16 protein-coding genes are annotated in these 25,844 nt (G+C 73.4%); 2 read left to right on the top strand and 14 right to left on the bottom strand.

Translation table 11 applies throughout. The features are described from left to right. Positions 1 to 116: 116 nt before the first annotated feature. The 11 genes from JS756_RS31490 to paaA all read right to left on the bottom strand — a co-directional run bounded on the left by JS756_RS31490 (position 117) and on the right by paaA (position 10,259). Positions 117 to 509, bottom strand: coding sequence for a nuclear transport factor 2 family protein (locus JS756_RS31490; protein WP_205386675.1), 393 nt, complete (start codon positions 507 to 509; stop codon positions 117 to 119). Between the two features lie 101 nt (positions 510 to 610). Continuing rightward, positions 611 to 1,852 carry a cytochrome P450, cyclodipeptide synthase-associated gene (locus JS756_RS31485; protein ID WP_205386674.1) on the bottom strand — a complete coding sequence of 414 codons (1,242 nt, stop codon included), beginning with the start codon at positions 1,850 to 1,852 and terminating at the stop codon, positions 611 to 613. Between the two features lie 907 nt (positions 1,853 to 2,759). Further along, entirely contained in the window at positions 2,760 to 4,010 is a 1,251-nt protein-coding gene (gene kynU / locus JS756_RS31480) for a kynureninase (RefSeq protein WP_205386673.1), read from the bottom strand. After that, positions 4,007 to 4,885 (bottom strand): alpha/beta hydrolase family protein, encoded by an 879-nt coding sequence (locus tag JS756_RS31475; protein ID WP_205386672.1) that lies wholly within the window; start codon positions 4,883 to 4,885, stop codon positions 4,007 to 4,009. Before JS756_RS31475 ends, kynU begins: the two co-directional genes overlap by 4 nt. Further along, positions 4,875 to 5,723 carry a tryptophan 2,3-dioxygenase gene (locus JS756_RS31470; protein WP_205386671.1) on the bottom strand — a complete coding sequence of 283 codons (849 nt, stop codon included), beginning with the start codon at positions 5,721 to 5,723 and terminating at the stop codon, positions 4,875 to 4,877. The genes JS756_RS31475 and JS756_RS31470 overlap by 11 nt, the downstream gene beginning before the upstream one ends. Before the next feature lie 52 nt (positions 5,724 to 5,775). After that, complete coding sequence (locus JS756_RS31465) at positions 5,776 to 6,552, bottom strand: SDR family oxidoreductase (protein WP_205386670.1); 777 nt, start codon at positions 6,550 to 6,552, stop codon at positions 5,776 to 5,778. Positions 6,553 to 6,590: 38 nt separating this feature from the next. Continuing rightward, positions 6,591 to 7,676 (bottom strand): 2Fe-2S iron-sulfur cluster-binding protein, encoded by a 1,086-nt coding sequence (locus tag JS756_RS31460; RefSeq protein WP_205386669.1) that lies wholly within the window; start codon positions 7,674 to 7,676, stop codon positions 6,591 to 6,593. A gap of 7 nt (positions 7,677 to 7,683) precedes the next feature. Next, complete coding sequence (gene paaD / locus JS756_RS31455) at positions 7,684 to 8,175, bottom strand: 1,2-phenylacetyl-CoA epoxidase subunit PaaD (RefSeq protein ID WP_307791262.1); 492 nt, start codon at positions 8,173 to 8,175, stop codon at positions 7,684 to 7,686. Next, positions 8,172 to 8,924, bottom strand: coding sequence for a 1,2-phenylacetyl-CoA epoxidase subunit PaaC (paaC, locus tag JS756_RS31450; protein WP_205386668.1), 753 nt, complete (start codon positions 8,922 to 8,924; stop codon positions 8,172 to 8,174). The genes paaD and paaC overlap by 4 nt, the downstream gene beginning before the upstream one ends. Beyond that, positions 8,917 to 9,240 (bottom strand): 1,2-phenylacetyl-CoA epoxidase subunit PaaB, encoded by a 324-nt coding sequence (gene paaB / locus JS756_RS31445; RefSeq protein WP_205386667.1) that lies wholly within the window; start codon positions 9,238 to 9,240, stop codon positions 8,917 to 8,919. Before paaB ends, paaC begins: the two co-directional genes overlap by 8 nt. Continuing rightward, positions 9,237 to 10,259 carry a 1,2-phenylacetyl-CoA epoxidase subunit PaaA gene (gene paaA / locus JS756_RS31440; protein ID WP_438817360.1) on the bottom strand — a complete coding sequence of 341 codons (1,023 nt, stop codon included), beginning with the start codon at positions 10,257 to 10,259 and terminating at the stop codon, positions 9,237 to 9,239. The genes paaB and paaA overlap by 4 nt, the downstream gene beginning before the upstream one ends. Positions 10,260 to 10,446: 187 nt before the next feature. Here paaA and JS756_RS31435 point away from each other — a divergent pair, with 187 nt between their 5' ends. Both JS756_RS31435 and JS756_RS31430 read left to right on the top strand, forming a co-directional pair. Next, positions 10,447 to 10,695, top strand: coding sequence for an acyl carrier protein (locus JS756_RS31435; protein WP_205386666.1), 249 nt, complete (start codon positions 10,447 to 10,449; stop codon positions 10,693 to 10,695). Further along, positions 10,695 to 12,179 (top strand): class I adenylate-forming enzyme family protein, encoded by a 1,485-nt coding sequence (locus JS756_RS31430; RefSeq protein WP_205386695.1) that lies wholly within the window; start codon positions 10,695 to 10,697, stop codon positions 12,177 to 12,179. The genes JS756_RS31435 and JS756_RS31430 overlap by 1 nt, the downstream gene beginning before the upstream one ends. A gap of 48 nt (positions 12,180 to 12,227) precedes the next feature. Here JS756_RS31430 and ccrA read toward each other — a convergent pair whose 3' ends face one another. From ccrA to JS756_RS31415, 3 genes are all read right to left on the bottom strand, one after another. Beyond that, positions 12,228 to 13,391: a crotonyl-CoA carboxylase/reductase gene (gene ccrA / locus JS756_RS31425; protein ID WP_205386694.1), complete on the bottom strand. Its 1,164-nt coding sequence runs from the start codon at positions 13,389 to 13,391 to the stop codon at positions 12,228 to 12,230. Between the two features lie 138 nt (positions 13,392 to 13,529). Next, positions 13,530 to 17,321 (bottom strand): type I polyketide synthase, encoded by a 3,792-nt coding sequence (locus JS756_RS31420; RefSeq protein WP_205386665.1) that lies wholly within the window; start codon positions 17,319 to 17,321, stop codon positions 13,530 to 13,532. Further along, the gene (locus JS756_RS31415; protein ID WP_205386664.1) at positions 17,314 to 25,842 is read right to left on the bottom strand and encodes a non-ribosomal peptide synthetase; all 8,529 of its coding nucleotides are present in this window, start codon (positions 25,840 to 25,842) and stop codon (positions 17,314 to 17,316) included. The genes JS756_RS31420 and JS756_RS31415 overlap by 8 nt, the downstream gene beginning before the upstream one ends. Between the last annotated feature and the right edge of the window lie 2 nt (positions 25,843 to 25,844).

Raw genomic sequence — 25,844 nt, 5'->3', positions numbered from 1 at the left:
CTCGCGGATGTACCGGGCTGCCGTGCCCGTCGAGCGTTTCCACGGCTCGCAGGTCGGGACGGCGCAGGTCACCGCCACCCCTCGGACGCCAGTACCTTCCAGGGGTCCCTTGCCGGTCACTTGACGAGTCCCAGATTGCCGTCGTCGGGATGGCCCTGCAGCAGGAGGGTGGTCTCCTCGACGCGCTGGAATCGCCCGTCGGGGGCGAGCCGGGCGAAGAGATAGACCTCGGTGCGTGAGGTGCGGCCGTTGTGCTGGGTGAGGGTGACGGTGTGACGGTCGGCGTAGCGCAGCCCGTCGCGGAATTCGTCGTGGACCTCGATGTGTCCGCTGCGGACCAGGGAACGCAGGCGTCTCATGTGCTGGGTGAAGGAGTCCCGGTCGCTCCACACCCCGTCGGTGCGCTGGCGGTAGTCCGGGGTGAAGTGCCGGTCGACGGCCTCGGCGAGGTCGAGACCCGGCTGGAACAGCAGGTCGTTGACGGCTTGGGTGATACCGGTCGGTGTCATCGCTGCTTTCTCCTGATCTGGAGGGGGAGGCGGCTCCGTCCGGGGTGGGTGGAGCCGGGGAGGGCGGGCGCCGGCCTGCCGGAGGGAGACCGGGGCGGGTGTCACGGATGGCAGGTCCCGCCTTCGCCTACGGGGGTGAAGTCCAGTGGCAGAGAGGCGGGTCCGCGGGTGTACAGGCCGGTCTCCCGGTAGCGGGAGCCGGGGCTGTGGCGGACCTGGTCCAGCAGGGGGAGGAGCAGCGCGGCGACGGTCTCGATCTCGGCGCGCGCGAAGGCCGCTCCGACGCACTGGTGGAGACCGGTGCCGAAAGCCAGATGCTGGGCGGCGGCGGTGAAGGATCGGGCGGTGCCCAGGTCCGGGCGGTGGATGTCGAAGGTGTCCGGGGAGGTGAAGGCGTCGGGGTCCCGGTTGGCCGCGCCGATCAGGCAGAAGACGGTGGCACCCTTCGGGACGATCGTGCCGGAGATCTCGGTGTCCTGCTCCGCGTGGCGGGGGACGAGCTGGACCGGCGGGGTGTGGCGCAGTGTCTCGGCGATCGCGGCGGGAAGCAGGGCCGGGTCCCGGCGGACCTGGGCCAACTGCTCGGGGTGGTCGATGAGGTGCTTGAAGAGCAGGGCGAGGGACTTGTCGGCGGGTTCCGTGGCGGCGGCCAGGACGTTGATCACCAACGCGGTGATGTCGCGATTGCTCATGCTGGTGCCCTCGAACTCGGCGGCGCACAGCCTCGATATCAGGTCGTCGCCCGGGCGCCGGCGGCGCCGCTCGATGACGGGGGCGAGGTAGCCCTCCAACTGCTCGGCGCACTCCAGACAGTGCCGGCGGCGTTCCGGAGTGAGGGCCAAGCTCGTGATGAACTCGATGATGCCGCTGTGCCAGTCGGCGATCTGCCGCCAGTCCCGCTTGTCCAGACCGAGGATGTCGAGCGTCACGAAGACGGCAAGAGGTCTGCCGAAGTCCTTGACGAGGTCGACCCTGCCCCGGGGGAGGAAGGGAGCGATGAGTTCGGCAGCGTCGGTGCGGATGGCGTGTATCTGATCCTGCAGGGCCTGCCCTGTGAACGCCCGGACGACGATCTTTCGTTTGGCGGTGTGCTCGGCGCCCGTCATCTGGGCGAGGACCGGCCCGCGCATCACCGGTTCGGCGCGTTCCTGCAGCGTTTCGGTGGTGAAGGCGGCGTGATCGCCCAAGACCCGCCTGACGTCCCGATGGCGGGAGAGGAAGTAGCTGTCGAGCGCGGGCTCGTAGTGCACCGGTGACCGCTCCCTCAGCGGGGCGAAGCAGCGGTAGGGGTCGGCCTCGAACTCCTCGGAGAGGATGCTGAAGGGCTGAGTGACCGTGTGCATGGGAGAACCTTCTCAATGTCCGGGGAAGGAGCGGCAGTCGGGGCCGAAGGGGGAAGTCCAGCAGGCTCCCGGGGACGGGGCAACCCGGACATGGCCCGCGGCGTCGGGGACGGTCGGGCGCTGGCGGGGAGACGAGCAGTTCGCGCGGCGACGAGGATGCCGCTGTGGTGGACACGACGCGGCGAACGGATGAGGGCGCATGCGGCCCGTCAGTGGACCAGCCCCCGGCGCTCCCTGCGCGCCCGCGGCGTGGGGCCGCCGACGCCGGTGGTGAATCGATCCGGGCCCTGAGGAGTTCTCGGTGCCTTTCGCTTCCTGAGGCCTGTCCCGCGATCCCCGGTGGATCGGCGCGTGGCGCCGGACGCGGTGCATCGCAAGGCGGAGGGTCGTCCTCGTACCGGGCGTATGCGAGCGACCCGACCGACGCGGCGAGGTGCCGTGGCTGTCGTCGTGCGCCCGCCGGGGACTGTGGGACAGGCCTGGGGCAGCCGCCCCGGCCGGGGAACCCGGCGAGCCGTCATGTCGGTGAGAAGGTCTGCGCTTTTCGTGCAGATGCCGGTCGTCGAGTGGTGCACCGTCCTCGGTGGTCCTGCGGACCGAGATTGCTGCCGCGCACGGACACGCCGGCACCGTGCTGGAAGCTGCTGCCGGCTCCGGCTGGAGTGCGGGGAAGCAGTTTCACGCTTCCGTCTGAGCCTGCCTGCTGCAGGGCCGCCCGACGCGGCCCGCTCAAAGCCCTGGTCGCCGTCGAGCTCCCGATCGTCACCGCGGTCCGGCACATGCTCACGGACGACTGCCCTGACACGAGCATGGATCCCGCCGCCCGCACGGACCGGACGCAGAGGACCACCGGGGACGGGTCCGTGTGGGCGGCGGGGGTTGGGGCGGTGACCTGGTCCCCGAGCGCTCAGGTCACCCCGCCGGCCCCGTGCGCCGACGGGTCGTAGGCCCCCGTCGCCGTGATCTCGCGCAGGCAGGTCACCGCCGTCAGGACGTCCTGATGGGTGGTGAACAGCGCGTTGACCCCGAAGCGGAGCAGGTCGGGCGCACGCATGTCGCCGATCACGCCCCTGGCCTCCAGTGCCCGAGCCAGCCCGAAGGCGTGCGGGTGGCGCAGGGACACCTGACTGCCGCGGCGCTCCGGTTCGGCCGGAGTGACCGGCTCGAAACCCAGGCCGTCCAGCAGCACTTCGGTGCAGTGCAGGAAGAACCCGGTCAGAGAGAGGCTTCCAGCGCGTACCTGGTCCAGGTCGACGTCGTCGAAGACGCTCAGCGCGGCTTCGAGGCACAGCAGGGACAGGACGGGAGGCGTTCCGATACGGCCCCTGCCGACGCCCGGCGCGGGCAGGTACTCCTCGTGCAGCCCGAACGGGTCGGCGTGGCCGTTCCAGCCGGTCATCGGCGGACGCCAGTCGGCGTGGTGGCGCCGGGCGACGTACACGAAAGCCGGGGCGCCCGGACCGCCGGACAGGAACTTGTAGCCGCAGCCCACCGCGAAGTCCACCCCGAGGGCGTCCAGACGCACCGGCAGGGCCCCGGCCGCGTGGCACAGGTCCCACAGCACCAGGGCCCCGGCGCGCTGTGCGGCCCGGGTGAGCGCGGCCATGTCGTGGAGTTCACCGGTGCGGTAGTCGACGGGGGAGTAGGCGACCACGGCGACCCGGTCGCCCTCGGCGGCCAGGTGTCCCGGGAGGTCGGCCGGCCGGATCCGGCGCACCCCCAGGCCCAGCCGGCTCGCGACCGCGTCGGCGAGGTACCGGTCGGTGGGGAAGTGGTCGGGGTCCGTGACCAGCAGGGAACGGTCGGGGCGCAGGGCGGCCGCCGCGCTCAGCGCGTTGTACAGCTGCACGCTCGTGGAGTCCCCGGCGAGGGTCTGTCCCGGGGCCGCGCCGATCAGCCGTCCCACCCGGTCCCCGACCCTGGCCGGCGCGTCCCACCAGCCGTGATCGTTCCACGAGCGGATCAGACCGGTGCCCCACTGCCGGTGCAGGACGTCCTCCAGCACGGGAGGTACGGCGGCCGGGAGCGGCCCGAGCGAGTTGCCGTCGAGGTACACGACCCCCTGGGGGAGCAGAAAGCGCTCGCGGACGTGGCCGAGGGGCGCGTCGGCGTCCAGGCCGGCCGCCCGGCCGGCGAGCGAGGTCGGGGTGGTGGTCACGACGGCGACGCCTCCTCCGCTGCTGCCGGCCGACCGCTCGCCGCCGCTTCTGCCAAGGCCGCGTGACGCGTCGCGGTCTCGTCGTACAGCCGCCGGAGTGTGTCGGCGACGGCACCGGCGGCCGGAGCGCCCGGCTCGATCAGGGTGTAGTGCCCGGTGCCGGGCAGGACCAGGGTCTCCAGGTCGCGGTGGACGGCCGCGTAGTCCGCGAACTGCGTCAGGGGTACCTCCTCGTCGGCGGCGCCGTGCAACAACACGGTCCGCACCCCCGTGCTGCCCGCTCTCCGGAGCAGGCTGAGCGGGTCGACGTCCGCGAGCCGTTCCGCGAACCGGTCCGGCCCGCCCATGAGTTGCAGCGCCGCGTCATCGCTGAGGCGGTCCCGGCGGGTGGCCCGGAGATCGGTCAGCGGGGCCAGCGCCAGCACGGCCGGCGGCAGCCGCGTCGTGTGCCAGGCCGAGGTGTCCGGCAGCAGGCCCCGGGCCGCGCACCACAGGGCGAGATGGCCGCCCGAGCAGTGGCCCGCCAGGACGTAGGGGCGTCCCGCGGGCAGCGTGTCGACGATGCGGGCCACGTCGTCGAACGTCTCCGGATAGCCGCCGGCGCCCCCGGACCGGCGGAAGCCGGGCAACAGCACCGAGAATCCCCGCTCGGACAGGTGGGCGGCGAACGGGGTGAGATGCATCCGGTCGTAGCGCCAGTATCCGCCGTGCAGCAGCACCACCAGAGGTGCCTCCGGGTCCTCGGACGGCCAGGCGTCGTAGACCTGGTGGGGATGGTCGCCGTAGTGGCCGTGCACCGGTGCCAGCACCGGCCTCAGGCTCAGGACGCGCCGCTCCTCCTCGGCGGCGAACGCCGAGATCTCCCTAGAGGCCATCGCGGACCGTCCACAGCTCGGGGAACACCGGACGCGCGGCGCGCGCCTGGAGCCAGGCGAGGCCGGAGGAGCCGGCACTTCCGGTCCTGGCGCCCATGGCGCGTCGCACCACCATCATGTGGTCGAACCGCCAGCGGGCGACCAGCTCGGCGATGTCGGTGAGCAACTCGCCCAGAGGCAGCAGCGGATGGCGCTGCGACCCCGCGTACACGCGGCGCCACGCCTCGACCACGCGGGGATCGGCCTCATAGGGGGCCGTGACGTCCCGCTCGTGCACCGACGCGGGCACGGGCAGCCCCTGACGATGCAGGAACCTGAGCACCTCGTCGTACAGCGACGGCGCGTGGTACGCCTCACGCAGGGTCTCGTGCACCGACGGCTCACCCTGGTGCGAGCGCAGCAGCGCGGCGGACTTGTCGCCGAGCAGGAACTCCATGTGGCGGTACATCGCCGACTGGAAGCCCGATGCCCGGCCGAAAGCGGCGCGAAAACCGTCGAACTGAGCGGGGGTCAGCCCGGCGATGGGCCGCCAGGACCCGTTCAGGGCCTCCAGGGCGCGGCGGCTGCGGACGAGTGCCTCCGTCGCTGAGTCGAGATCGTCCTTGGTGAAGGCGTCCCGGGCCGCCCGCCACTCGTGGACGATCAGGGTGAACCAGAGCTCCATCACCTGCGTGGTGACGAGGAAGCCCATCTCGTCCGCCGCCTCCGTCAGGGGCGCCTGGAGGGTGTTGAGGACCGTGGCGCGCACATAGGCGTCGTAGGGGCTCGCTCCCTCGAACGGGCTGGTCGGCGGGTCGTGCGGGGACAGATCCGCCAGCGCGGACGTGCCGTCGTTCATGGCGTACTCCTTGGGGCCGGCGGGCTCGGGCAGGGGCTACGGTGCCCGCGGTTCACAGGCCGAGGTGGACGCCGCCGGTCGCGTCGATCCACTGGCCGGTCACCCAGCGGGCGTCGTCGCAGGCGAGGAAGGCCACCACGTCGGCGATGTCCGCGGGCGCGCCCAGTCGGTCGAACACGGAGGCACCGGCGAGTGCCTGCCGGACCTGTGGGTCGCGCAGCGTCGGGTTGATCTCCGTCTCGGTGAAGCCGGGCGCGACGGTGTTCACCGTGATGCCGCGGGGGCCGAGCTGCTGTGCGAGCGAGAGGGTGAGGTGGTCCAGGGCTGCCTTGGTCATCGCGTACGCCACGATCGCCGGATAGGCGATCCGGGTCGCCGCCGACGAGACGTTGACGATCCGGCCGCCGTCCCGCAGCCGTTCGAGCGCCCGCTGGGTGATGAAGAAGGGAGCCTTGGTGTTGACGGCGAAGACCCGGTCGTAGTCGTCCTCGGCGACCTGCTGGATCGCGCGGGGCAGGGTGATGCCGGCGTTGTTGACCAGGATGTCCAGCCCCGGCGGGGCGTCTTGGGCGGCGAGCTCGCGGTCGAAGGCGGCCCACAGGGCGGCAGCGTCGCCGTGCACGCCGAGTTCGGCGTGCACGGCGAACGCGCGGCCGCCGTCACCCTCGATCTCCTTGACCGTGCGCTCGGCGGCCGTGTGGTCGTGCCCGTAGTGGACGGCGACCAGCGCGCCGTCACCCGCCAGGCGACGGCTGACGGCCCGGCCGATACCCCGGCTGCCTCCGGTCACCAGGGCGGTCCTGCCCCGGAGTCGTCCCGTGGTGGTCACAGACCTCCTCCTCTCGTGTACGTCGTGCGCGGGCGTGGTCAGGCGTCGAAGTCGAGCGTGAGCTCGTCGGTTCGGGGACGGGCGCGGCAGGCGAGGGTGTAGCCCCGCGCGAGGTCCCGGTCGTCGAGGGCGTGCTGTCGGCCCAGGGCGACCGCGCCGGCGACGACCTTGGCGCGGCAGCTCCCGCACACCCCGTCCCTGCACGCGTACGGCACCTCGGGTCGGGCGCGCAGCACGGCGTCGAGGACGACCCGGTCCCCGGGCTCCAGCACGACCACGGTCGAGCGGCCGTCGATCACCGCCGTCACCCGTCCAGCGGGTTCGGCGCGGTCGGCGGACTCGCCGTCGGGTTCGGCGCCGCCGGCGGAGAACAGCTCCCAGCGGATCCGGTCCGGGTGGGTGCCCCAGGCCGTGAGCGCGGTACGGAGCGTCTCCACCAGTCCCGCCGGTCCGCACAGGCAGAAGGTGGTGCCGTCGTCGGGCCGCGCGTCCACCAGGGTGAGCAGTCGACGCAGCCGTGCCTCGTCGATGCGCCCGGTGAACAGTTCGCTCTCGCGCCGCTCGCGCGAGAGGACGTACAGCACGGTCAGGCGGTCCGTGAACTCGTCCTTCAATGCGGCGAGTTCGTCCGACAACAGGGCCGCACCGGCGGTGCGGACCGCGTGGATCAGGGAGACCCGGCAGCCGGACGAGGCCCGCAGCGCTCCTGCCGCCATCGCGGCCAGCGGTGTGATGCCGGTGCCGCCGGCGATCAGCACGTGATGGCCGCCGGGGGGCGTCGGGAGCCCGAACTGCCCGGTCGGACGGGAGAGTTCGATCTCGTCGCCGGGACTCAGTCGGGACCCCGCGTAGGCCCCGAAGCCGTCGGGGGAGTGGCGTCGGACGACCAGCCGCAGCGCGTCCGGTGCGTCGGGCGGCGGGCACACCGAGTAGGCGCGGCGGACCTCTCCACCGCCGGACGGCCGGTGGCGGACGACGACATGGCGGCCGGGCTCGGCGCCGAACACGGTGGCGAGTTCCGGAGGCACGTGCAGCGTCAACGCCACGGTGTCCTCCAGCAGGGCCTCGACGCGGCTGACCCGGAGCCGGAACCAGTGGCCGCGGTGGGTCTGGAGCATGGTCATGGGCGCCTCACACCGTGGCCAGGTACGGGAAGGCCTCTCCGCAGGCCGTGCACCGCAGGATCGACTGGCAGCGGGTCGGTCCGAAGGGGCTGTGCGGCCGGGTCGCCCCGGAGCCGCAGTGAGGGCAGGGCGCGCCGACCCCGAGGCGTACGGGTGTGGGTGCACCTGCCGGGCGGGGCGGGGCGATGCCGTGCTCGGCGAGTCTGCGCCGTCCGGACGCGGTGATGCGGTCCGTGCTCCACGCCGGGGCCGCCAGCCGGCGCACCCGGCCGTCGGGGTGTCCGCACTGCGCCAGGACGTCGGCGATCGCCGAGGTGATCGCGGGGAGTGCGGGACAGCCGAGGAAGGTGGGGGTGAACCCGACCTCCAGCCGGCCGTCCTCCGCCGTCGAGACCCGGTGGATCACACCGAGTTCACCCAGGGTCACGAAGGGAAGCTCGGGGTCGGGCAGGTCGCGCACTCTGGCCGCCACCTCCTCGGCGGACAGCGCCCCGGTCACCAGATTCCCCCGGGGAACTGCCGGTACACCGACTGGAGTTCGGCGACGAGCGGTCCGAACGCCTCGGAGTGCAGGCCCTGTCGTCCACCGCGCGCCCGCCACCTCGGAGCGGGTACGGCAAGCCCGGCCCGCTCGACCACCTCGCCCACCCGTTCCTCCCAGCGGGCACGCAGCGGTGCGGGCGACGGGGCGGCCCCGGCCGCCTCCATCCGCCGCACCACCTCGTCCTCGTCGAACAACTCGGCGATGTACGGCCAGACATGGTCGAGTCCGGCCTGCATGCGCCGGGCGCTCTGCGCGGTGCCGAGACCGAGTCGTACGGTCCAGCCGTCCGCGTGCCGGCGGTGGTAGTCGACCTCCGTGGCGGCGCGGGCCGCGACCGCGGCCAGCTCGGGGTGCGCGGTGTCGGCGCACGCCTCGTAGTACAGGACGGCGTAGTGGCTGTAGGCGAGCTGGCGGGCGATGGTCACCGCGAAGTCGCCGTTGGGGAGTTCGCAGAGCAGGGTGTTCCCGAACTCCCGGTCGGAGCGGGTGTAGGCGAAGTCGTCCTCGCTGCGGCCGGTGCCGTCCAGCTCGCCGGCCAGTGTGAACAGGGTGCGGGCGTGACCGATCAGATCGAGGGCGATGTTCGACAGCGCGAGATCCTCCTCGATCGTCGGTGCCCTGGTGATCCACTGGCACAGCCGCTGACCCAGGACGAGTGCGTCGTCGCCGAGACGGGCGGTGAGCAGGGCCACGGCCTCAGTCATGCCGGTCGCCTCCTTCCGTGAGCGGCGCGAAGTGTTCCGGATAGCGGTACGGCTTGTGGCGGGCGCCCGAGAAGAAGGGGTCGCGCTCGGCGGGCGAGGAGGCGTACACCGCCGCAGAGCGCACCACCCACAGCGACAGCGGATCGCCTCGCCGTGTGTACAGGTCGCGGGCCCGTTCCAGGGCCATGTCCGGGTCGGCGGCCCGCACCGAGCCCACGTGCAGGTGGGCGAGGCCACGGCGCGGGCGCAGGAACACCTCCCAGGAGGCCAGCGCCCCCTCCGCACCGCTCACGCCCCTGCCTTCCGCCTCGCTCATCGCGCCTCCTCACGGGCCGCGTACGCTGCGGCGGCCTCCCGCACCCAGGCGCCGTCCTCGTGCGCCGCGATCCGGTGGGCGAGGCGCTGCCGGGCGATGTGCGTGTCGTCGCCGAGCGCCTCCCGGTACGTGTCCCAGTCGATCGGGCCGAAGTCGTAGTGGCCGCGTTCCTCGTTCCAGCGGATCCCCGGATCCGGCAGGGTCAGACCCAGCCGTTCGGCCTGCGGTACGCAGTGGTCGACGAAGCGCTGGCGCAGTTCGTCGTTGGTGTGCCGCTTGATGCCCCATGCGATGGCCTGGCGCGAGACCCGCGCGCCGAACGCCGCCGTGCCCTGGTCAGCGCCCGGGACGACCGTGTCGGGCGGGCCGAACATCAGCGCCACCGCCGGCAGCCACCAGCGGTTCACCGCGTCCTGAGCCATCTCCCGCTGGGCGGGTGTGCCCTCGCACAGGGCCCGCATCAGGTCGTAGCCCTGGCGGACGTGGAACGCCTCCTCCTGGCAGACGCGGCGCATCGCGCGGCCGTAGGGGCCGTACGACGTGTGGCACAGCGGGGCCTGGTTGACGACGGCAGCGCCGTCCGTCAGCCAGGCGACGGCGCCGGTGTCGGCCCAGGTCAGCGCCGCGTGGTTGAAGGTCGCGGCATACCGCTGCCGTCCCCGGTGCAGCGCGTCCAGCAGCTCGGCGCGGTCCACGCCGAGTGTCTCGGCGGCGGCGTACAGGTACAGGCCGTGGCCCGCCTCGTCCTGGACCTTCGCCAGCAGCACCGATTTGCGATGCAGGGACGGTGCGCGGGTCAGCCAGGCACCCTCCGGCTGCATGCCGATGATCTCGGAGTGGGCGTGCTGCGCGATCTGCCGCAGCAGCATCCTGCGGTAGCCGTCGGGCATCCAGTCGCGGGGTTCGATGGTCTCCCCCGCCGCGAGCAGCGCCTCGAAGCGGTCGAGACGCCCGTCGCCGGCGCCGGGTGACCCCGACTCAGGGTCCGCCGTGGCTGCGTCCAGGCCGATCACGTGCATCACTCCCTCGACTTCCGCCCTCACTGAGACAAGAGGAGACGGACCCGGCCCGCTATCCCCGGGCCTCGCCAACTGGCCGCGTGACACACGTCACCCGCGGTGGCGGGGATAGCGGTGTCTCCCCGGTTCCTCTTCTCCGGGTGAGAAGTGGACGCGACGCGCGCGGCGCCGACGAAAGGGGAACACCATGAGCACCATCCGGGAGTTGCTGGTCGAGCTCACGGGTACCAGCGAGTACGCGGACACCCTCGGCGACGACGTCGACCTCGCCGGCAGCGGCATCGACTCCGGAGACCTGGTGCGCCTGGTGCTCCTCGTCGAGCAGCGCACGGGCGTGGAGATCACCGCCGCCGACATGGAGACGCTGCGCACCATCGGCGACTACGAGAGCTTCCTCGCCGACCGCGCCGTCGCCGGTTCCTCGGGCGGCGCGTGATGTGGCTGACCCAGCTGCTGGAGCGCAACCGTCAGTGCTTCGCCGACCGGGTCGCCCTCGTCGACGAGCACCGCAGTGTCACCTGGAGCGAGTTCGCCGAGCGCACCGCCGAACTCGCCCGGGGCCTGGCCGGCCTCGGCATCGCGCGCGGAGACCGCGTCGCCGTTCTGTCCCAGGACCGCATCGAGGTGCTGGAGTGCTACTTCGCGCTGGCCCGCCTCGGCGCCCTGTTCGTGCCGCTGAACCACAGCCTCGCCGTTCCGGAGGTGGCCGGGATCGTCGAACGGGTCGGTGCCGTCGCGGTGCTGGGCGAGTCGGACCTGCTGGACCGGCACCCGGTGCTGCCGGGCAGCGTCCGTATCCGCTTGGCGTTCGACAAGCCGGCCTTCGCCGCGCTCGGTACGGTCGCCGCGCCGGTCGAGCTGCCGGTCCTGCCCGACTCCGAGCCCGTCGCCGTCCTGCACACCTCGGCGACGACCGGCCGGGCCAAGGGTGTCACCGTCGACGAGGGGTCCTTCCGCGCCATCGGCCTCGGCTGGCTCGCCGTGGCCCGCCCGGACGACCATGTGGTGATGGTCAACTGCTGCCCGCTCTACCACGGCAGCATGGTCGTCTCGCTCACCTATCTCGCGGCCGGCGCGACCGTCGTCCTGCTGCCGGGCTTCACGCCCCAGAAGGCCCTCGCAGCGGTCGAACGGCACCGGGCCACTCACATGTGGCTGGTGCCGCAGATGCTGCGCTTCATGCTGCGGGCGAAGGCGTCCCACAGCACCGACCTGTCCTCGCTGCGGGAGGTCCTGTACGGCGCCGCCCCGATGCCCCCGGACGTGTATGCCGACGCCGTGGCCCGCCTCGGCTGCGGTTTCCGGCAGGTGTACGGCATGACGGAGGTCGGCGGCCCCTTCGTGACCCTCGGCCCCGACGAGCACCCGGCGCCCGCAGAGGTGGCCGAGCGCATCCCGTGCGGGCGGGTCGTCCCGGGCATGTCGGCGCGGGCCGTCGACCGGACCGGCCGGGAGGTGCCGCGCGGGCAGATCGGGCAGATCGTGGTCCGCGGCCCCGGTCTCATGCAGGGCTACTGGGACGATCCCGCCGCCACACGGGAGGTGTTCCTCGACGGCTGGGCGCAGACGGGAGACCTCGGCTTCGTCGACGAGGACGGCCGCATCCATCTGGTGGACCGCAGCAAGGACCTGATCATCCGGGCGGGCCAGAACGTCTACCCCTCCGAGATCGAACGGGCCCTGCTGGCCCACCCGGCGGTCAGGGACGCGGCGGTCGTGGGCGTCCCGGACGAGGACTACGGCGAGATCCCGCTGGCGTACGTCGTCGCCGAGGACGGCACCGGTGAGCGTGAGCTCCTCACCCACCTCGCGGGCAACCTCGCCCCCTACAAGCGGCCCCGGCGGATCGAGTTCATCGATCAGGTGCCTCGCAACCCCGCGGGGAAGATCATCAAGAAGCTGCTCCGGGACGGCGACTGACGGCACGGGAGGGCACCGCACCCGAGGGTGCGGTGCCCCTCGCGCGGGTCACGCGCTCGCGTTGACCAGGACCGCCATGTTGCCCGCAGGGTGCCGGTTCTCGTGCAGGAGCTGGTGGGCCAGCCCGATCTCCTCGAAGCCGAACGTCCGGGACAGGCACGGGTCGATCGCGCCCTGGTCGATCAGCCGTGTCACCTCACGGGCCTCGCGCAGACTGGCGACGTGCGATCCCTGCAACCGCTTCTGCCGCATCCACAGGAACCGCAGGTCCACGTCGCCGTTGTAGCCGGTCGTGCCGCCGCAGATGACCACCATGCCCGCGTTGTCGCACAGGTAGACCGAGGTCGGAATGGTGTCGGCCCCGGAGTGCTCCAGCACGATCCGCGGGGCCCGGCGCTCGCCGAGCACCTCCCAGAAGCGGCGCCCGAAGGCCCGCGCCCCCGACAGCCAGGCACTCATCGCCGTCTCGTCGGCGGTGTCGGGCAACCGCCCCCAGTGGTCGAACTCGCGCCGGTCGATGTAGCCCTGAGCGCCCAGCCGCATGCAGAACTCGCCGCGCTCCGTGCTGGAGACGACGGCCACCGGAATACCGCCGACGTGCCGCACCAGCTGGATGGCGATACTGCCCAGGCCGCCGGCACCACCCCAGATCAGCACGGGGTCGCCCGGCCGCACGGTGTGCGGGTGCCATCCGAAGAGCTGGCGGTAGGCGGTCGCCGCCGTGGCCATGTAGCAGGATGCGGCGGCCCAGGACAGCCGGGCCGGCTTGGGGTGGCACATGTAGTCGTCGACGACGGCGAACTGGGCGAACGAGCCGTAGTTCTCCTCATAGCCCCACACCCGCAGCGACGAGGAGGTGACGGGGTCGGCACCCAGCCGGATGTCCTCGGCGGACTCGTCCCAGCGGCAGGCCAGAGCGACGACCTCGTCGCCGGGCTTCACCCCGCGAGCACCCTCCCCGACGGCCCACACGATGCCGGACAGGTCGGAGCCGCCGATGTGGAAGTCCTCGGTGGAGCCCGCCTTCTGCCGGGCCCCGATCACGTCCAGCGGTGAACCCAGCGCCGCCCACACGTTGTTGTAGTTGACGCCGGCCGCCATCACCTTGATCAGCACCTGGCCCGGCCGCACCGGCGGTACGTCCACCACTTCGGTCCGGAAGGCGTCGACCGGCTCGCCGTAGCGCTCACGGCGGATCAGGGAGGCGTACATCCGCTTGGGGGCCGTTCCGAGTTCGGGGGCGCCGCCGAGGTCGTACAGGTCCTTGGACAAGGCAGGGTCTCCTGAGCGTTCGGTGGGGGAGGTGGGAGGTGCGTCGGGTCGACGGCGAGAGATCGTCGGCACCGAGGCTCACGCCGAGTCGGGGCGCAGCGCCTTGGCCAGCTCCGCGCCGATCAAGGCCATGGGTTCAGGCTCGGTCATCTCGTAGTGTCCGCAGGGCACGGAGTGGTCGGTCAGCGTGCCGCTCACGTACGGTCGCCAGGCGTCGGCCTTGTCCGGCGCGAGCGCGAGGTCGTCACCGTCGGCGCAGGCGTCCTGGGTGGCGCTGAAGAACAGGGCGTCGCCGTGGAAGCGGCCGGGACGGAACTGCGGTGCGATGCGCAGGTTGTTGCGCATGACGCCGGCGATCGCGGTGGCCTCGGCACGGGTCACCGGTGACGAGGCGTCGCCGGTGTGCTCCGGGATCCTGTGCAACACCGCCTCGACGTCCGCACCGCCGTCGACGGGCGACCCCGCCACCCGCTGGAGCAGCGCCGCCACCTGGCGTTCCGCCTGCGCCGGATCGTGGACGGTGCCCTGCGGCTGCGGCGCGTCGAGCAGGGCCAGCAACTCGACCTCCTCGCCCTGCTCCTGCAGGGCGCAGGCCATCGCGTGCGCCACGAATCCGCCGTACGACCAGCCCAGCAGCCGGTAGGGGCCACCGGGGTGGGCCTCGCGGACCAGGTCCACGTACGACGCCACCATCGACGGCGCGTCCGGCGAGGGCCGACGGCTGCCGTCGAGACCGTACGCCTGGATGCCGAACATCGGCTGGTCGGCGCCGAGATGCGGCAGCAGGCCGGTGTAGCGCCAGGCGACCCCGGCCCCGGGGTGGACGCAGAACAGCGGGGTCCGGTCGCCCTCGGCGCGCAGCGGCAGCAGAGGCCGCAGCGCCTCGGGGGGCGCGTCCCGGTCCCCGGCGGCGGCCAGCAGCCCGGCGACCGTGGGCGCGGCGAGCAGTGCCGCCGCCGGCACGTCCAGCACCCCGGCCGAGCGGAGCCGGCCGGCCAGGAGCACCGCGCGCATCGAATCGCCGCCCAGGTCGAAGAAGTTGTCGTCGACGCCGATGCCCTCGATGCCGAGCGTCTCCTCCCACAGCAGGGTGACCGCGTGCTCCTGCGGGGTGCTCGGCCCCCGGTGCCCGACGGACAGGTGCGGTCGCGGCAGCCGTTCGGTGCCGCAGTCTTCCCGGGCCTGCTGAGTGCCGGAGCCGGAGCCGGAGCCGGTACGGGCGCCGGGCGCGTCGATCCAGTGCCGGCGCCGGTCGAAGGCGTACCCGGGCAGCCTCACCCGGCGGACGGCCGGCTCCGTTTCCCGGGGGAGGGCCGCGTCCACTCCGGCGGCCCAGAGCCGTCCCAGCGCCGTGGCGAACACGAAGCCGTCGGGCCCGTCGGCCTTGGCGTGCCGCATGGTGGTGACCGTCACCGGGTCCTGGTCCGGGTCCTCCAGGCTCGCGCGGGCCAGCTTGGTCAGGCCGTCGCCCGGACCGACCTCGACGAGCACCGGCCGGCCGCGCTCCCAGAGCGCGCCGACCCCGTCGGCGAAGCGGACCGTGCGCCGCGTGTGGTCCACCCAGTGCCGTACGTCCGTGGCGTCGGCGTCGCTGATCCAGGTGCCGGTGACGTTGGTGACGTACGGGATGGAGGGTGGCCGCAGACGCAGGGTGCGCAGATGGTCGGCGAAGGTGTCCAGGATCGGGTCGAGGACGTGGGAGTGCGCGGCGGCCGGCATCCGCAGGCGCCTGAACGGCACGCCGCGGCGGGTGAGTTCGGCCTCCAGCCGGTCCACCGCGTCGGCCCGCCCGGCGACGGTGCAGGCGGCCGGGCCGTTCACGGCGCTCAGGGACAGATCCGGGCCGAGGAGCGGTGCGAGGTCGGTGGCCGGGGCGGCGACACCCACCGTGGCGCCGCCGCAGGCCGCGATGAGCCGGATGCGTTCGGCGACCACCGGCAGCATCTCGTCGAGGTCCATCACCCCGGCCAGGCACGCCGCCGTGTACTCGCCCAACGAGTGCCCGATGAACATGTCGGGGCGGACTCCCGCCTCCATGAGGGTGCGGGCCAGCGCGTACTCGGTGACCACCAGCGCCAGGAATGCCTCGGTGCTGCCCGGCTCGACGCGCTCGAACAGCGCGGTGCGCAGGTCGCCGTCGGTCTGCGGGCGCAGCACGCGGGCGCAGTGGTCCACCGCGTCGCGGTAGACGTCGTGGTCGTGGTACAGCTCGGCCCCCATCCCGACGTACTGGGTGCCGCCGCCGGGCAGCAGGAAAGCCACCCGTGGCGGCTCGTCGGGCACCGGCGGGAGGGGCGGCTGCGGGGCGCGCAGCGCGGCTGCCGCCTCGGCAGGAGTGGTGGCGACGACCGTCGACCGGTGGCGCATCGACGGGCGTTCGGTGCGCAGGGAGTGCGCGACGTCGTCCAGGCGCGGCCCCGGCCGGCGTTCCAGGTGGCGGGCCAGGGCTTCGGCCTGGCCGCGCAGGGCTCCGGCAGTCCGCGCGGACAGCGGAAGGACGTGCCGGCGCGGCGTCTCCGGCGGTCGGGGCGCGTGCCGGGTGGCCGGCGCCTCCTCCAGGACGACGTGGGCGTTGGTGCCGCCGACGCCGAAGGCGCTCACCGCGGCGCGCCGGGGACGCCCCTGCGCGGGCCAGTCCTCCAGGGCGGTCGGCACCCGGAACGGGCCCGCCGAAAAGTCGATCAGTGGGTTGGGCGCGTCGAAGTGCAGGCTGGGCGGGATCTGCGCGTGCTCCAGGGCGAGGACGGCCTTGACGAACCCGGCGATGCCGGCCGCCGCGCCGAGGTGGCCGATGTTGGTCTTGACCGAGCCCAGCGCGCAGAAACCCCGCCGGTCGGTGCTCTGCCGGAACGCCTCGGTCAGCGCGGCCACCTCGATCGGATCGCCGATCCGGGTGGCGGTGCCGTGCGCCTCGACCAGGCCGATGGTGTCCGCGTCCACGTCGGCCTGGGCCTGTGCGGCGAGGATCACCTCGGCCTGCCCGGCTGCGCTGGGCGCGGTGAATCCGACCTTGCGGCGGCCGTCGTTGTTGACCGCGGAACCGCGGATCACCGCGCGGATCCGGTCGCCGTCGGCAAGGGCGTCCTCCAGGCGTTTCAGCACCACCGCGCCGACCCCGTCGCCGGAGGAGGTTCCGGCCGCGTCGGCCGCGAACGCCCGGCAGCGGCCGTCCGGGGAGAACGGGCCGTCCGGGACGTGCCGGTAGCCGAGGAACGCCGAGGGGTTGAGGGAGACCGCACCGGCCAGCGCGAGATCGCACTCGAAGCCCAGGAGGTCCTGGCAGGCGGTGTGCAGGGCGACCAGCGCGGTCGAACAGGCCGTGTGCAGGGACAGACCGGGCCCGGTCAGCCCGAGTTCGTAGGAGATCCGGGTGGCCAGCGTGCCCAGCGAGTTGGCGGTCGCCGCGTGCACCAGCTCCACCGAGCCCGGCTGCCCGGCGTACCGCGGGTGGAGGTGCGCCGGGTAGTAGCGGCTGTCGGCGCTTCCCGCGTACACGCCCGTCACCACGGCCTGGGCCTCGCGGACGCGGCCCGCGTCCTCCAGCGCGTGGTAGGCGGTCTCCAGCAGCAGCCGCTGCTGCGGGTCGACGACGGCCGCCTCGGCGGGGCTGTAGCCGAAGAAGCCGGCGTCGAAGCGGTCGATGCCGTCGATCACCGACACCATGCGTACCAGGCCCGGGTCGTCGAGGTCGCCGGGGGCACCGCCCGCCGCGAGGAACTCCTCGTCGGTGACGGGCCGTATCGCCTCGCGGCCCGCGGCGAGGCCGTCCCAGAACGCGTCGACGTCGTCCGCGCCGGGAAAGCGTCCCGCCATGCCGATCACCGCGATGGCAGGGGGCTCCTCCTGCGGCCGGGGCGCGTTGTCATCCATCGGTGCGGTCCTTCCGTTCCTGTGCGCGTTCCCTTGTGGAGCGACGGGCGCCGCGGGCCGCCCGCTGCCGCTGTGCCTGTTGCCTGGCCCGGGCGAGGCCGTTCGGCGCTGCTTCCCGCTGCGGAGCGGCCACGGTGCCGCGGTCCGCGAGATGCGCGGCGAGCGCGCGCACGGTCGGGTGCGCGAACAGGTCGACGACGTCCGGACGGCAGCCCAACTCCTCGTCGATCGCCGCCTGTACGCCGACCAGGAGGAGGGAGTTGCCGCCCAGGTCGAAGAAGTTCTCGTCCCGGTCGACCCGGTCGCGGCCCAGCACCCGGCTCCACACCTCGGCGAGCCGCGACTCCAGCCGCCGCAGGTCCTTGTCGCCCTCGGTGTCGGCCGTCCGCCCCGCAGCGGTACCCGCCGACCGCAGCACCCGGGTTCCGGCCGGTGCGTCGCGGGTCGCCGCCTGGAACAGGGCTCCGAGGTCCGTGCCCTCGTCGAGGGCCACTCCGGCCACGAGCCTGCGCACCTGCCGTACCGGGGCGACGACATGGCTGCGCACCCACGGGGCCGTGCGGTCGGCGCCGATCAGCAGGTGCGGCTCGTCGAGCGAGCGCGCGAAGTCGAAGGAGCGCAGTGCCGCGGCCGGGTCCAGCACGCGGTAGCCGCGGGCCTCGGTGAGCGAGGTGAGCCCGTACCCGCGACTCATGCCCCGCTCGCGCCACATGCTCCACGCCAGGCTCTGACCGGGCAGCCCGAGGCCGCGCCGGTGCACGGCCAGGGCGTCGAGGAAGGCGTTGGCGGCCGCGTAGGCCGCGTTCATGGCACCGCCGAAGAAGCCGTTGACGGAGGAGAACAGGACGAAGGAGTCCACCGGGTGCTCCGCGGTGATCTCGTGCAGGACCAGGGCGCCCCGTACCTTCGCGGCCAGCGCCGCACGCCAGCCGTCCCGGTCCAGATCGCGTACCGGCCGCTCGTCGAAGACGCCCGCGAGATGCAGCACCGACGCCAGGGGTACCCCCCAGGCCTCGGTCGCCTCGCGGATCGCGGCCCGCACCTGACCGGCGTCCGTGACGTCCGCCGCGGCGAACCGTACCTCTCCCAGCCCGCGCAGGCGGTCCGCGTCGCCGGACACGGTTCGGCCGAGCAGCAGCAGCCTCGTGCCGGGGGTCTTGAGGAGGTGCTCCGCGAGTTCCACACCCACGCCGCCCAGGCCGCCGCTGATCAGATGGAAGCCGGCGCCACCCGGCGGGGTGCGCGGCGGCAGCGGGTCGGGCAGCGGCGCCAGGCGGCGCACATAGCGCTGCCCTCCGCGGTGGGCGACCTCCGCGTCCAGGGGCGCGGTCGCGGCCTCGGCGAGCAGCACATCGATGTCCGGTGCACTGCCCGGCGGCAGGTCCACGTGGACGGCCTGCAGCCACGGATGCTCCTCCCGCGCCGACTTGAGCAGGCCCACGGCCGTGGCGTGCGTCCACCCGGGCCGGTCCTGCGCGGTGACCGCCTGGGCGCCGGTGGTCGCGAACAGCACGGGCAGGGGCCGTCCGGGGTCGTGCCGGTCGACGAGCGCACGGGCGAAGTCCAGCAGGCGTTCCGCGGGATCCGCCGACTCCGTGGGCAGGACCAGCACACGGTCCGGCTCGCGTCCGTCGCCCGCGAGAGCGTCCAGCAGTCTCCCGAAGCCGTTCCGATCCACGCGGTAGGCAGCGGCGTCGAGCCGCTCGTACGCGGGACCCTCGCCGACCAGCGTGCACAAGCCGCCCTCGGCGCGGAGCCGTTCGGCCACGCGTACGGCCGTCGCGCCGTCCCCCAGCAGCAGCGTGTGCCGGCCCCGGACGGGCCGGGGAGGATGCAGGGCGTCGGCTCGCTGCCACACCGGTCGCAGGAACCAGTCGGGCAGGGTGGCGGCGGTGCCCAGCAGCAACTCGGAGGCGCGGACCGCCTCGTCGAAGTCGCCCGCCTCGAACCTCTTGCGGAGTCTGGTGCGCTGGATCTTCCCGATCTCCGTCTTGGGGATGTCCTCGGCTGCCACCGGGACGAGGAAGGCGGGGGAGATCCCGTTCTCCCGGGTCACCTTGCCACCGATCTCCCGCAGGGCGGTGGCCGGGTCCTGGCCCTCGGCGAGGCGGACGAACAGGGCCAGTTCGTCGGTCGGTGCCGACGGGGTCGAACGTACCGCGACCGCCGCCGTGAAACTCCGCACCACGCAGGGGAGCTCCTCGACACATGCCTCGATCTCGTGGCTGTAGTGGTTGACTCCGTTGACGATGATGACGTCCTTGGCGCGGCCGGTGATGTACAGCTCGCCGTCCCTCAGGAAGGCCAGGTCCCCGGTGTCGAACCAGCCGTCCTCGGTGAACGACTCGGCGTTCGCCCTCGGGTTGTCGTGGTACCCCGGGGTGACCGATGTGCCGCGCACCTGGAGCCGGCCTACCCGGCCCTCCGCGAGCAGGGAGTCGTGCTCGTCGACGATCCTCATGGCGAAGCCGGGATAGGGCCGCCCGCAACTGACGAACGCCTCGTCCTGGCCCTCGGGTTCGGCCGGCAGGACGCTGTCGGTCACCACCGAGCAGGTCTCCGACATGCCCCACCCCGGATGCATCACGTCCTGCGGCAGTCCGTACGGGCGCAGCACGTGCAGGAAGCGGCGTGCGGCAGAGGCCACCACGACCTCGCCCGCGTTCATCACCAGCCGCATCGGCGACAGGTCCCAGGTGCGCCCGGCGAACCGGTGCGCGTGTCCGGCGAAGAGCCCGAAGGCGAAGTTGGGTGCCCAGGTGACGGTCACCCGGTGCCGGTGCGCCAGGTCGGCCCAGCGCAGCGGGTCCTGGAGGATCCACGCGGTGGGCGCGTGGACCTGCCGGCAGCAGAGGTACACGTCGCGCAGGTGGAACATCACGACGCCGGTGACATGGTCCAATGGGATCCAGTTGAGGCTGACGTCGTGCTCGTCGAGGCCGTTCGTCGTCGCGGTCGCCGCGGAGCGGGTCAGCACTCCCCGGTGGGTGATCCGCACCGCCTTGGGCAGACCGGTGCTGCCCGACGTCATCAGCATGAGGATCAGGTCGTCGGGCCGGGCGGGATGCCAGTCCCGGTCCTCGGGCGCAGCACGCAGGGCGTCCGCGGTCGTCAGCCGGAGGTCCGGCCAGCCGTCGCGGTCGGCCAGCGCGCCCAGCCCCCTGGCGTCGTCCGGTGAGGCGACGATCCACGGCCGGTCCAGCATCCGCCAGATGCCCTCCAGCTTGGTGACGGCGGCCGACGCCGCCTCGTAGGACCCGGGCACGGTCAGGGGCACGGCGACGAATCCGCCGAGGATGCACCCCCACAGGACGGCCACGAAGTCCTCCGTGTCGGAGCACTGGAGGATCACCCGGTCGCCGGGGCGCAGGCCCCGGCCGCGCAGCCCGCCCAGAACCCGGGAGGCCTCCTCGACCAGGGAGGCGTAGGAGCGGCGGGTCTCGGTGCCGTCGGCGCGCACGTGCACGATCTCACCGTGCGGTCGGGCGGCGGCCCGGGTGAGGGCCTGCGCCCAGCCGGACACCGACGGTTCGGGAAGCGGCCCGCCCTCGCTGAGCGCCGGTACCGTGTCGGTCGGCGCCGACGCCCGCGACTCCTGCGGCTGCGGGGCAGGGCGCGGAAGCCCGGTGTGGACGCGGCCCGGCTCCTCGGGAACCTCCTCCAGCCGGACGTCCGCCTCGCGGACTCCGGGGAGACGGGCGAGCTCCTGCTGCCAGCGGGCCGCCGTGGTACCGCGGACCGCCGGCAGGGCGCGCAGCGCATCGGCGTCCAGGGCTCCGTCCGGGGTGCGGGGCAGCGCGTTGACCGCGGTGACATGCGCTTCGGCGAGCGCATGCTCCACCTGGTCGGCGGCGCCCGCGCGACCGGGCACCACGTACAGCTCGTCCGGCGCCAGGACGACGGCGTCGCGGACGCCCGCGACAGCGAGAGCCCTGGTCGCCAGGTCGTCCGGCACGCCCGGCAGTTCGCCGACGTCGCGCCGCGGGGGCGCGGGCAGTGCGCTCACCCGCCGTCCCGGGTCGGCGCACACCGCCTCCAGTGTGGCCGACAGCGCCTCGGTGAAGCGGCTCGCGGTGTCGGGGGCGAACAGGTCCGTGGCGTACTCGACATGGACGTCGAGCCCCTCGGGCGTGCCGTGCTCGTCGCGCCGTTCGAGGACGTCCACGAACAGGTCGAACTTGGCGGTGCCGGTCGCGGTCGGCCGCAGGGAGGCGGCCTGTTCACCGAGGCGGAGCACGGACGGCTCGTTGTTCTGCAGGGCCAGCATCACCTGGAACAAGGGGTGCCGTGCGGGGTGGCGCGGCGGGTTCAGGCGGTCGACGAGGAGGTCGAAGGGCAGATCCTGGTGGTCCAGTGCGGCGACGTCGAAGGTCCGGGTGCGGCCGAGGAGTTCGCGGAAGTCCGGGTCGCCCGAGACGTCGGATCGCAGCACCAGCGTGTTGGTGATCAGCCCGATCACGTCGTCCAGAGCGGGGTCGGAGCGGCCGGCCACCGGGGTGCCGATCGCCAGGTCGTCGCCCGCGCCCCAGCGGCAGAGCAGCGCGCTCACGGCGGCGTGGAGCACCATGAACAGACTGACCTCCTCCGCCTCGGCCAGGTCCAGCAGCTCGCGGTGTGCGGGGGCGCCCACCGTCGCCGTCACGTGGGCGCCGCTGCCTGCGGAGGCGGCGGGCCGGGGCCGGTCCGCCGGCAGCGTGGTCTCGGTGGGCAGTCCGTCCAGCGCCGTACGCCAGAACTCGGTCAGCTGTTCCAGGCGGCCCGGCCCGTCGGGCGCGGCCGACAGGACCTCGCGCTGCCAGAGCGCGTAGTCGGCGTACTGCACCGGTAGCGGCTTGCCGTGCGGGGCCCGGCCCTCGCGGCGGGCTTCGTAGGCGGCGCTCAGATCGTCCGCGAGGGGCCGCAGCGACCAGCCGTCGGCCGCGCTGTGGTGCAGCACGAGCAGCAGGGTGCGTGTCGCACCGGTGCCGATGAGCGCGGCCCACAGTGCGCCGGTTCGGGTCAGGTCGAAGCGGTGGCGGGCGGCGAGCGCCACCTGCGCGGCGGCCTCCTCGGCCGGGCAGCCCACGATCCGCAGCTCCGGCCGGGTTCCGCCGGGCGGCAGGATGCGCTGATGAGCTCCCTGCCCGTCCTCCGCGAACACCGTGCGCAGGCTCTCGTGCCGGTCCACGACGTCGGCGAGGGCCGCGCGCAGCGCCGCCACGTCGACCTCGTGCTCCAGGGGCACGGCCAGGGGGATGTTGTACGTCGCCGCCGCGCCGTCCAGACGGTTCAGGAACCACATCCGCTCCTGGGCGAAGGACAGCGGCACCCGCGTGGGACGCCGGCGCGCCTCCAGCGCGGGCAACCGGGGTGCCCGGCCCGCCTCCTCGGTGAGCCGGACGGCCAGGGCTGCGGGTGTGGGCGTGTCGAAGAGCATGCTGATGGGCAGGTCGCGGCCCGTCTCGGCGCGCAGCCGGGCGAGCAGGCGCACGGCGAGCAACGAGTGCCCGCCCAGGTCGAAGAAGTTGCCGGTCACTCCCACCGCGTCGGCGGGCAGCCGCAACACCTCGGCGAACAGGCGGCACACGAGGGACTGTTCGGGGGTCGAGGGACGGTGCCCGGCCGCTGCGTCGGCCAGCTCGGGTTCGGGAAGCGCTCGTGTGTCGAGCTTGCCGTTCGCCGTCAAGGGCAGCGTGCCGAGCAGGACGCAGGCCGCCGGGACCATGTGGCCGGGCAGCCGCTCGGCCAGGTGGCCCCGCAACTCGGCGGGGGGTGGCCGGTGGCCGTCGGCGGGGACGGCGTAGGCGACGAGCTGTGGCCGGCCGTCCGCCCCGGGGCGCGCGACCACCGCCGCGCGGGCCACCCCGGGATGTTCGGCCAGCACGGCCTGGACCTCGCCGGGTTCGACACGGAAACCGCGGATCTTGACCTGCTCGTCGGCGCGCGAGACGTACTCCAGGACGCCGTCCACCGTACGCCGGGCCAGGTCGCCGGTCCGGTACATCCGGCCTCCGGGAGGCCCGAACGGGTCCTCGACGAACCGTTCGGCGGTCAGCTCCGGCCGGCCCAGGTAACCGGGGGCGAGCCCCGCGCCCGACACGTACATCTCACCCACGACACCCGGCGGAACGGGCTTGCCCGCCTTGTCGAGCAGATGGACGCACAGGTCGGCGAGCGGAACGCCGATCACGCTCGGCCGGCGCGGGTCGTCGAGATGGGCCCGGGTCAGCCGCTGGAACGTGACGTGCACGGTGGTCTCGGTGATGCCGTACATGTTGATCAACGCCGGGGCGTCGAGACCGTGTCGCTGCGCCCACGGCCGCAGCCGTTCCGGCTGCAGAGCCTCCCCGCCGAACACCACGTACCGCAGGGCCGATGCGCCCGGCTCGCCGTCCAGGTCCGCCAGCATCAACTGCTCGAACGCGGACGGGGTCTGGTTGAGGACCGTGACCCGCTCGGCCCGCAGCAGCCCGAGGAGGTCCCGCGGCGAACGGCTGACCGCGTACGGCACGACGACGAGTCGCCCGCCGTGCAGCAGCGGGCCCCAGATCTCCCAGACGGAGAAGTCGAAGGCGTACGAGTGGAACAGCGTCCACACGTCGTCCTCGCCGAAGCCGAAGTGCTCCGCGCACGACGCGAACAGCCTGAGCACGTTCGCGTGCGGTACCGGGACGCCCTTGGGACGGCCGGTGGAGCCCGAGGTGTGGATGATGTACGCGATGTCGCCGGGGGCGGTGGGCCCGGTGCGTTCGGCGTCGGTGAGATCGCCGGCCGCCCGACGGGCGAGGGCCTCGGCGGTATCAGGCGCGCCCAGGACGACGGTGGGCACCGCGAGGGTCGGCAGCGTCCCGGCGGTGTCGGCGTCGGTGACGAGCACCGAGGGCGGCACGTCCTCGGTGACCAGCCGCAGGCGCTGCGCGGGGTTTCCGGTGTCCAGCGGCAGATAGGCCGCGCCCGTCTTGAGGGCGGCGAGGAGGGCCACGACCAGCGGAATGCCCCGGGGCAGCGCGAGCGCGACGACCCGGCCCGGTCCGGCGCCGTGTTCCACGAGCAGCCGGGCCAGCCGGTTGGCCTCGGCGTTGAGGCGGGCGTAGTCGAGGCTCGCGCCGTTGCAGGTGACCGCCGGCGCGTGCGGTCTGCGGGCCGCCTGTTCCTCGAAGCGCCCGGTGAGCGTGGAGGTGACGGGGTAGGCGCGGGCGGGCGCGACCTGCGGCTCCTCGCCGGGCAGCAGAAGGGCGACCTCGGCGAGCGGCATGTCCTCGGGCGCTTCGCCGAGCTGCTGCAGCACATGCAGGAACCGCCGCAGATGGGTGTCGAGTTCACGCTGCTCGTACGTCGCCGGATTGGCGTCGAAGGCCAGCCAGAGGCCACCTGTCACGGCAGCCGGCCGCACGCTGATCTGGAGGTCGTCCACCGCGCCGCCCGACAGATGGTGGGAGGTCGTGGGATGTCCGTCGAAGACCAGGTCCTCGGAGAAGGGCACGATGTTCACCACCGGGCCGTGCATCCGGCGCCCCGAGCCCAGCAGCGCCAGGTCACGGCGCAGGAACTCGCCGCGGTACTGCTGGTGCCGCCGCAGCGGGCTCAGCTCCCCGGCCACGCACCGCATCAGGTCCCCCACCGAACCGGCGGGCGGGACGGCCACCCGCAGCGGCAGGATGTCCGAGGCGGTGCCCGGCGTGCGCAGGGCCGCCGACCCCGGTCGGCTCATGGTGGCCAGACCGAGCACGAGATCCTCCGCACCGGTCATGCGGTGGAGGTAGGCCGTGACCGCGCCGACCAGCAGATCGGTGCGGGAGACCCGCAACCGGGCCGCGGCCGCGTTCAGCGCGTCGGTCTCGGCCGGGGACAGGTCGTACGTGCTGCGCAGGAACGGCGCCTCGGGCGGTGCGGTGCGCTCGGCCAGCCGTACCGGCTCGGGCAGGCCGGCGAGCCGGGCCGCCCAGTGCTCGCGGTCACGGGTGTGCCTGTCGGAGGCGAGGTAGGCGGCCTCCTCCGCCTGCAGTCGGGCCACCGGCTCGAAGGCCGCGGGCCCCGGTTCGCGTCCGGCGGCCAGCGCGGTGTAGGTCTCGGCGAGGCGGCGGGCGACCAGCTTGTAGCTGTAGCCGTCCAGGACGATGTGATGGGCCCTCAGGAACCAGATGAACCGGTCGGCGGCCAGTCTGATCAGGGCGTGCGAGAACAGGGGCCCCGAGGTCAGGTCGGCGGGTACGGCCAGGTCCCGGCGGATCCAGTCCTCGGCCGCGGCCCCCGGATCGGGTTCCGCGCTGACGTCGACCCGGTGCAGCGGCCAGTCGTCCGGAGCGGCGGCGGGCCGACAGCGGGGGCCGTCCGGAGTGTCGGAGAAGCGCAGCGCGAAGGTGTCGGCCTCGGCCACGGTGCGGCGCAGTGCCATCTCGAAGAGGGAGGCGTCGACGGGGCCGTGGATCTCCACGTACTCACCCGTGTTGTATGCGGCGGCGTGCGGCGCGAGCCTCCCGGCGAACCAGAGCCCCTCCTGGGCACCCGACAGCGGCCGACGTTCGTGCTCGTGGACTGACATGG

The sequence above is a fragment of the Streptomyces actuosus genome, from assembly GCF_016921115.1.
Classification (GTDB): domain Bacteria; phylum Actinomycetota; class Actinomycetes; order Streptomycetales; family Streptomycetaceae; genus Streptomyces; species Streptomyces actuosus_A.
The sequence above is the reverse complement of the archived record's forward strand: the minus strand, read 5'-3'. Positions and strand labels throughout refer to the sequence as shown.

What these genes read in the sequence shown, in the direction of transcription:
- JS756_RS31420 (WP_205386665.1), bottom strand. Translation starts at nt 17,321, where the DNA reads ATGGATGACAACGCGCCCCGGCCGCAGGAGGAGCCCCCTGCCATCGCG.
- paaB (WP_205386667.1), bottom strand. Translation starts at nt 9,240, where the DNA reads ATGAGCGAGGCGGAAGGCAGGGGCGTGAGCGGTGCGGAGGGGGCGCTG.
- ccrA (WP_205386694.1), bottom strand. Translation starts at nt 13,391, where the DNA reads ATGTACGCCTCCCTGATCCGCCGTGAGCGCTACGGCGAGCCGGTCGAC.
- JS756_RS31475 (WP_205386672.1), bottom strand. Translation starts at nt 4,885, where the DNA reads ATGGCCTCTAGGGAGATCTCGGCGTTCGCCGCCGAGGAGGAGCGGCGC.
- JS756_RS31460 (WP_205386669.1), bottom strand. Translation starts at nt 7,676, where the DNA reads ATGACCATGCTCCAGACCCACCGCGGCCACTGGTTCCGGCTCCGGGTC.
- paaC (WP_205386668.1), bottom strand. Translation starts at nt 8,924, where the DNA reads ATGACTGAGGCCGTGGCCCTGCTCACCGCCCGTCTCGGCGACGACGCA.
- paaA (WP_438817360.1), bottom strand. Translation starts at nt 10,259, where the DNA reads ATGCACGTGATCGGCCTGGACGCAGCCACGGCGGACCCTGAGTCGGGG.
- JS756_RS31470 (WP_205386671.1), bottom strand. Translation starts at nt 5,723, where the DNA reads ATGAACGACGGCACGTCCGCGCTGGCGGATCTGTCCCCGCACGACCCG.
- JS756_RS31435 (WP_205386666.1), top strand. Translation starts at nt 10,447, where the DNA reads ATGAGCACCATCCGGGAGTTGCTGGTCGAGCTCACGGGTACCAGCGAG.
- JS756_RS31485 (WP_205386674.1), bottom strand. Translation starts at nt 1,852, where the DNA reads ATGCACACGGTCACTCAGCCCTTCAGCATCCTCTCCGAGGAGTTCGAG.
- JS756_RS31490 (WP_205386675.1), bottom strand. Translation starts at nt 509, where the DNA reads ATGACACCGACCGGTATCACCCAAGCCGTCAACGACCTGCTGTTCCAG.
- JS756_RS31415 (WP_205386664.1), bottom strand. Translation starts at nt 25,842, where the DNA reads ATGTCAGTCCACGAGCACGAACGTCGGCCGCTGTCGGGTGCCCAGGAG.
- JS756_RS31430 (WP_205386695.1), top strand. Translation starts at nt 10,695, where the DNA reads ATGTGGCTGACCCAGCTGCTGGAGCGCAACCGTCAGTGCTTCGCCGAC.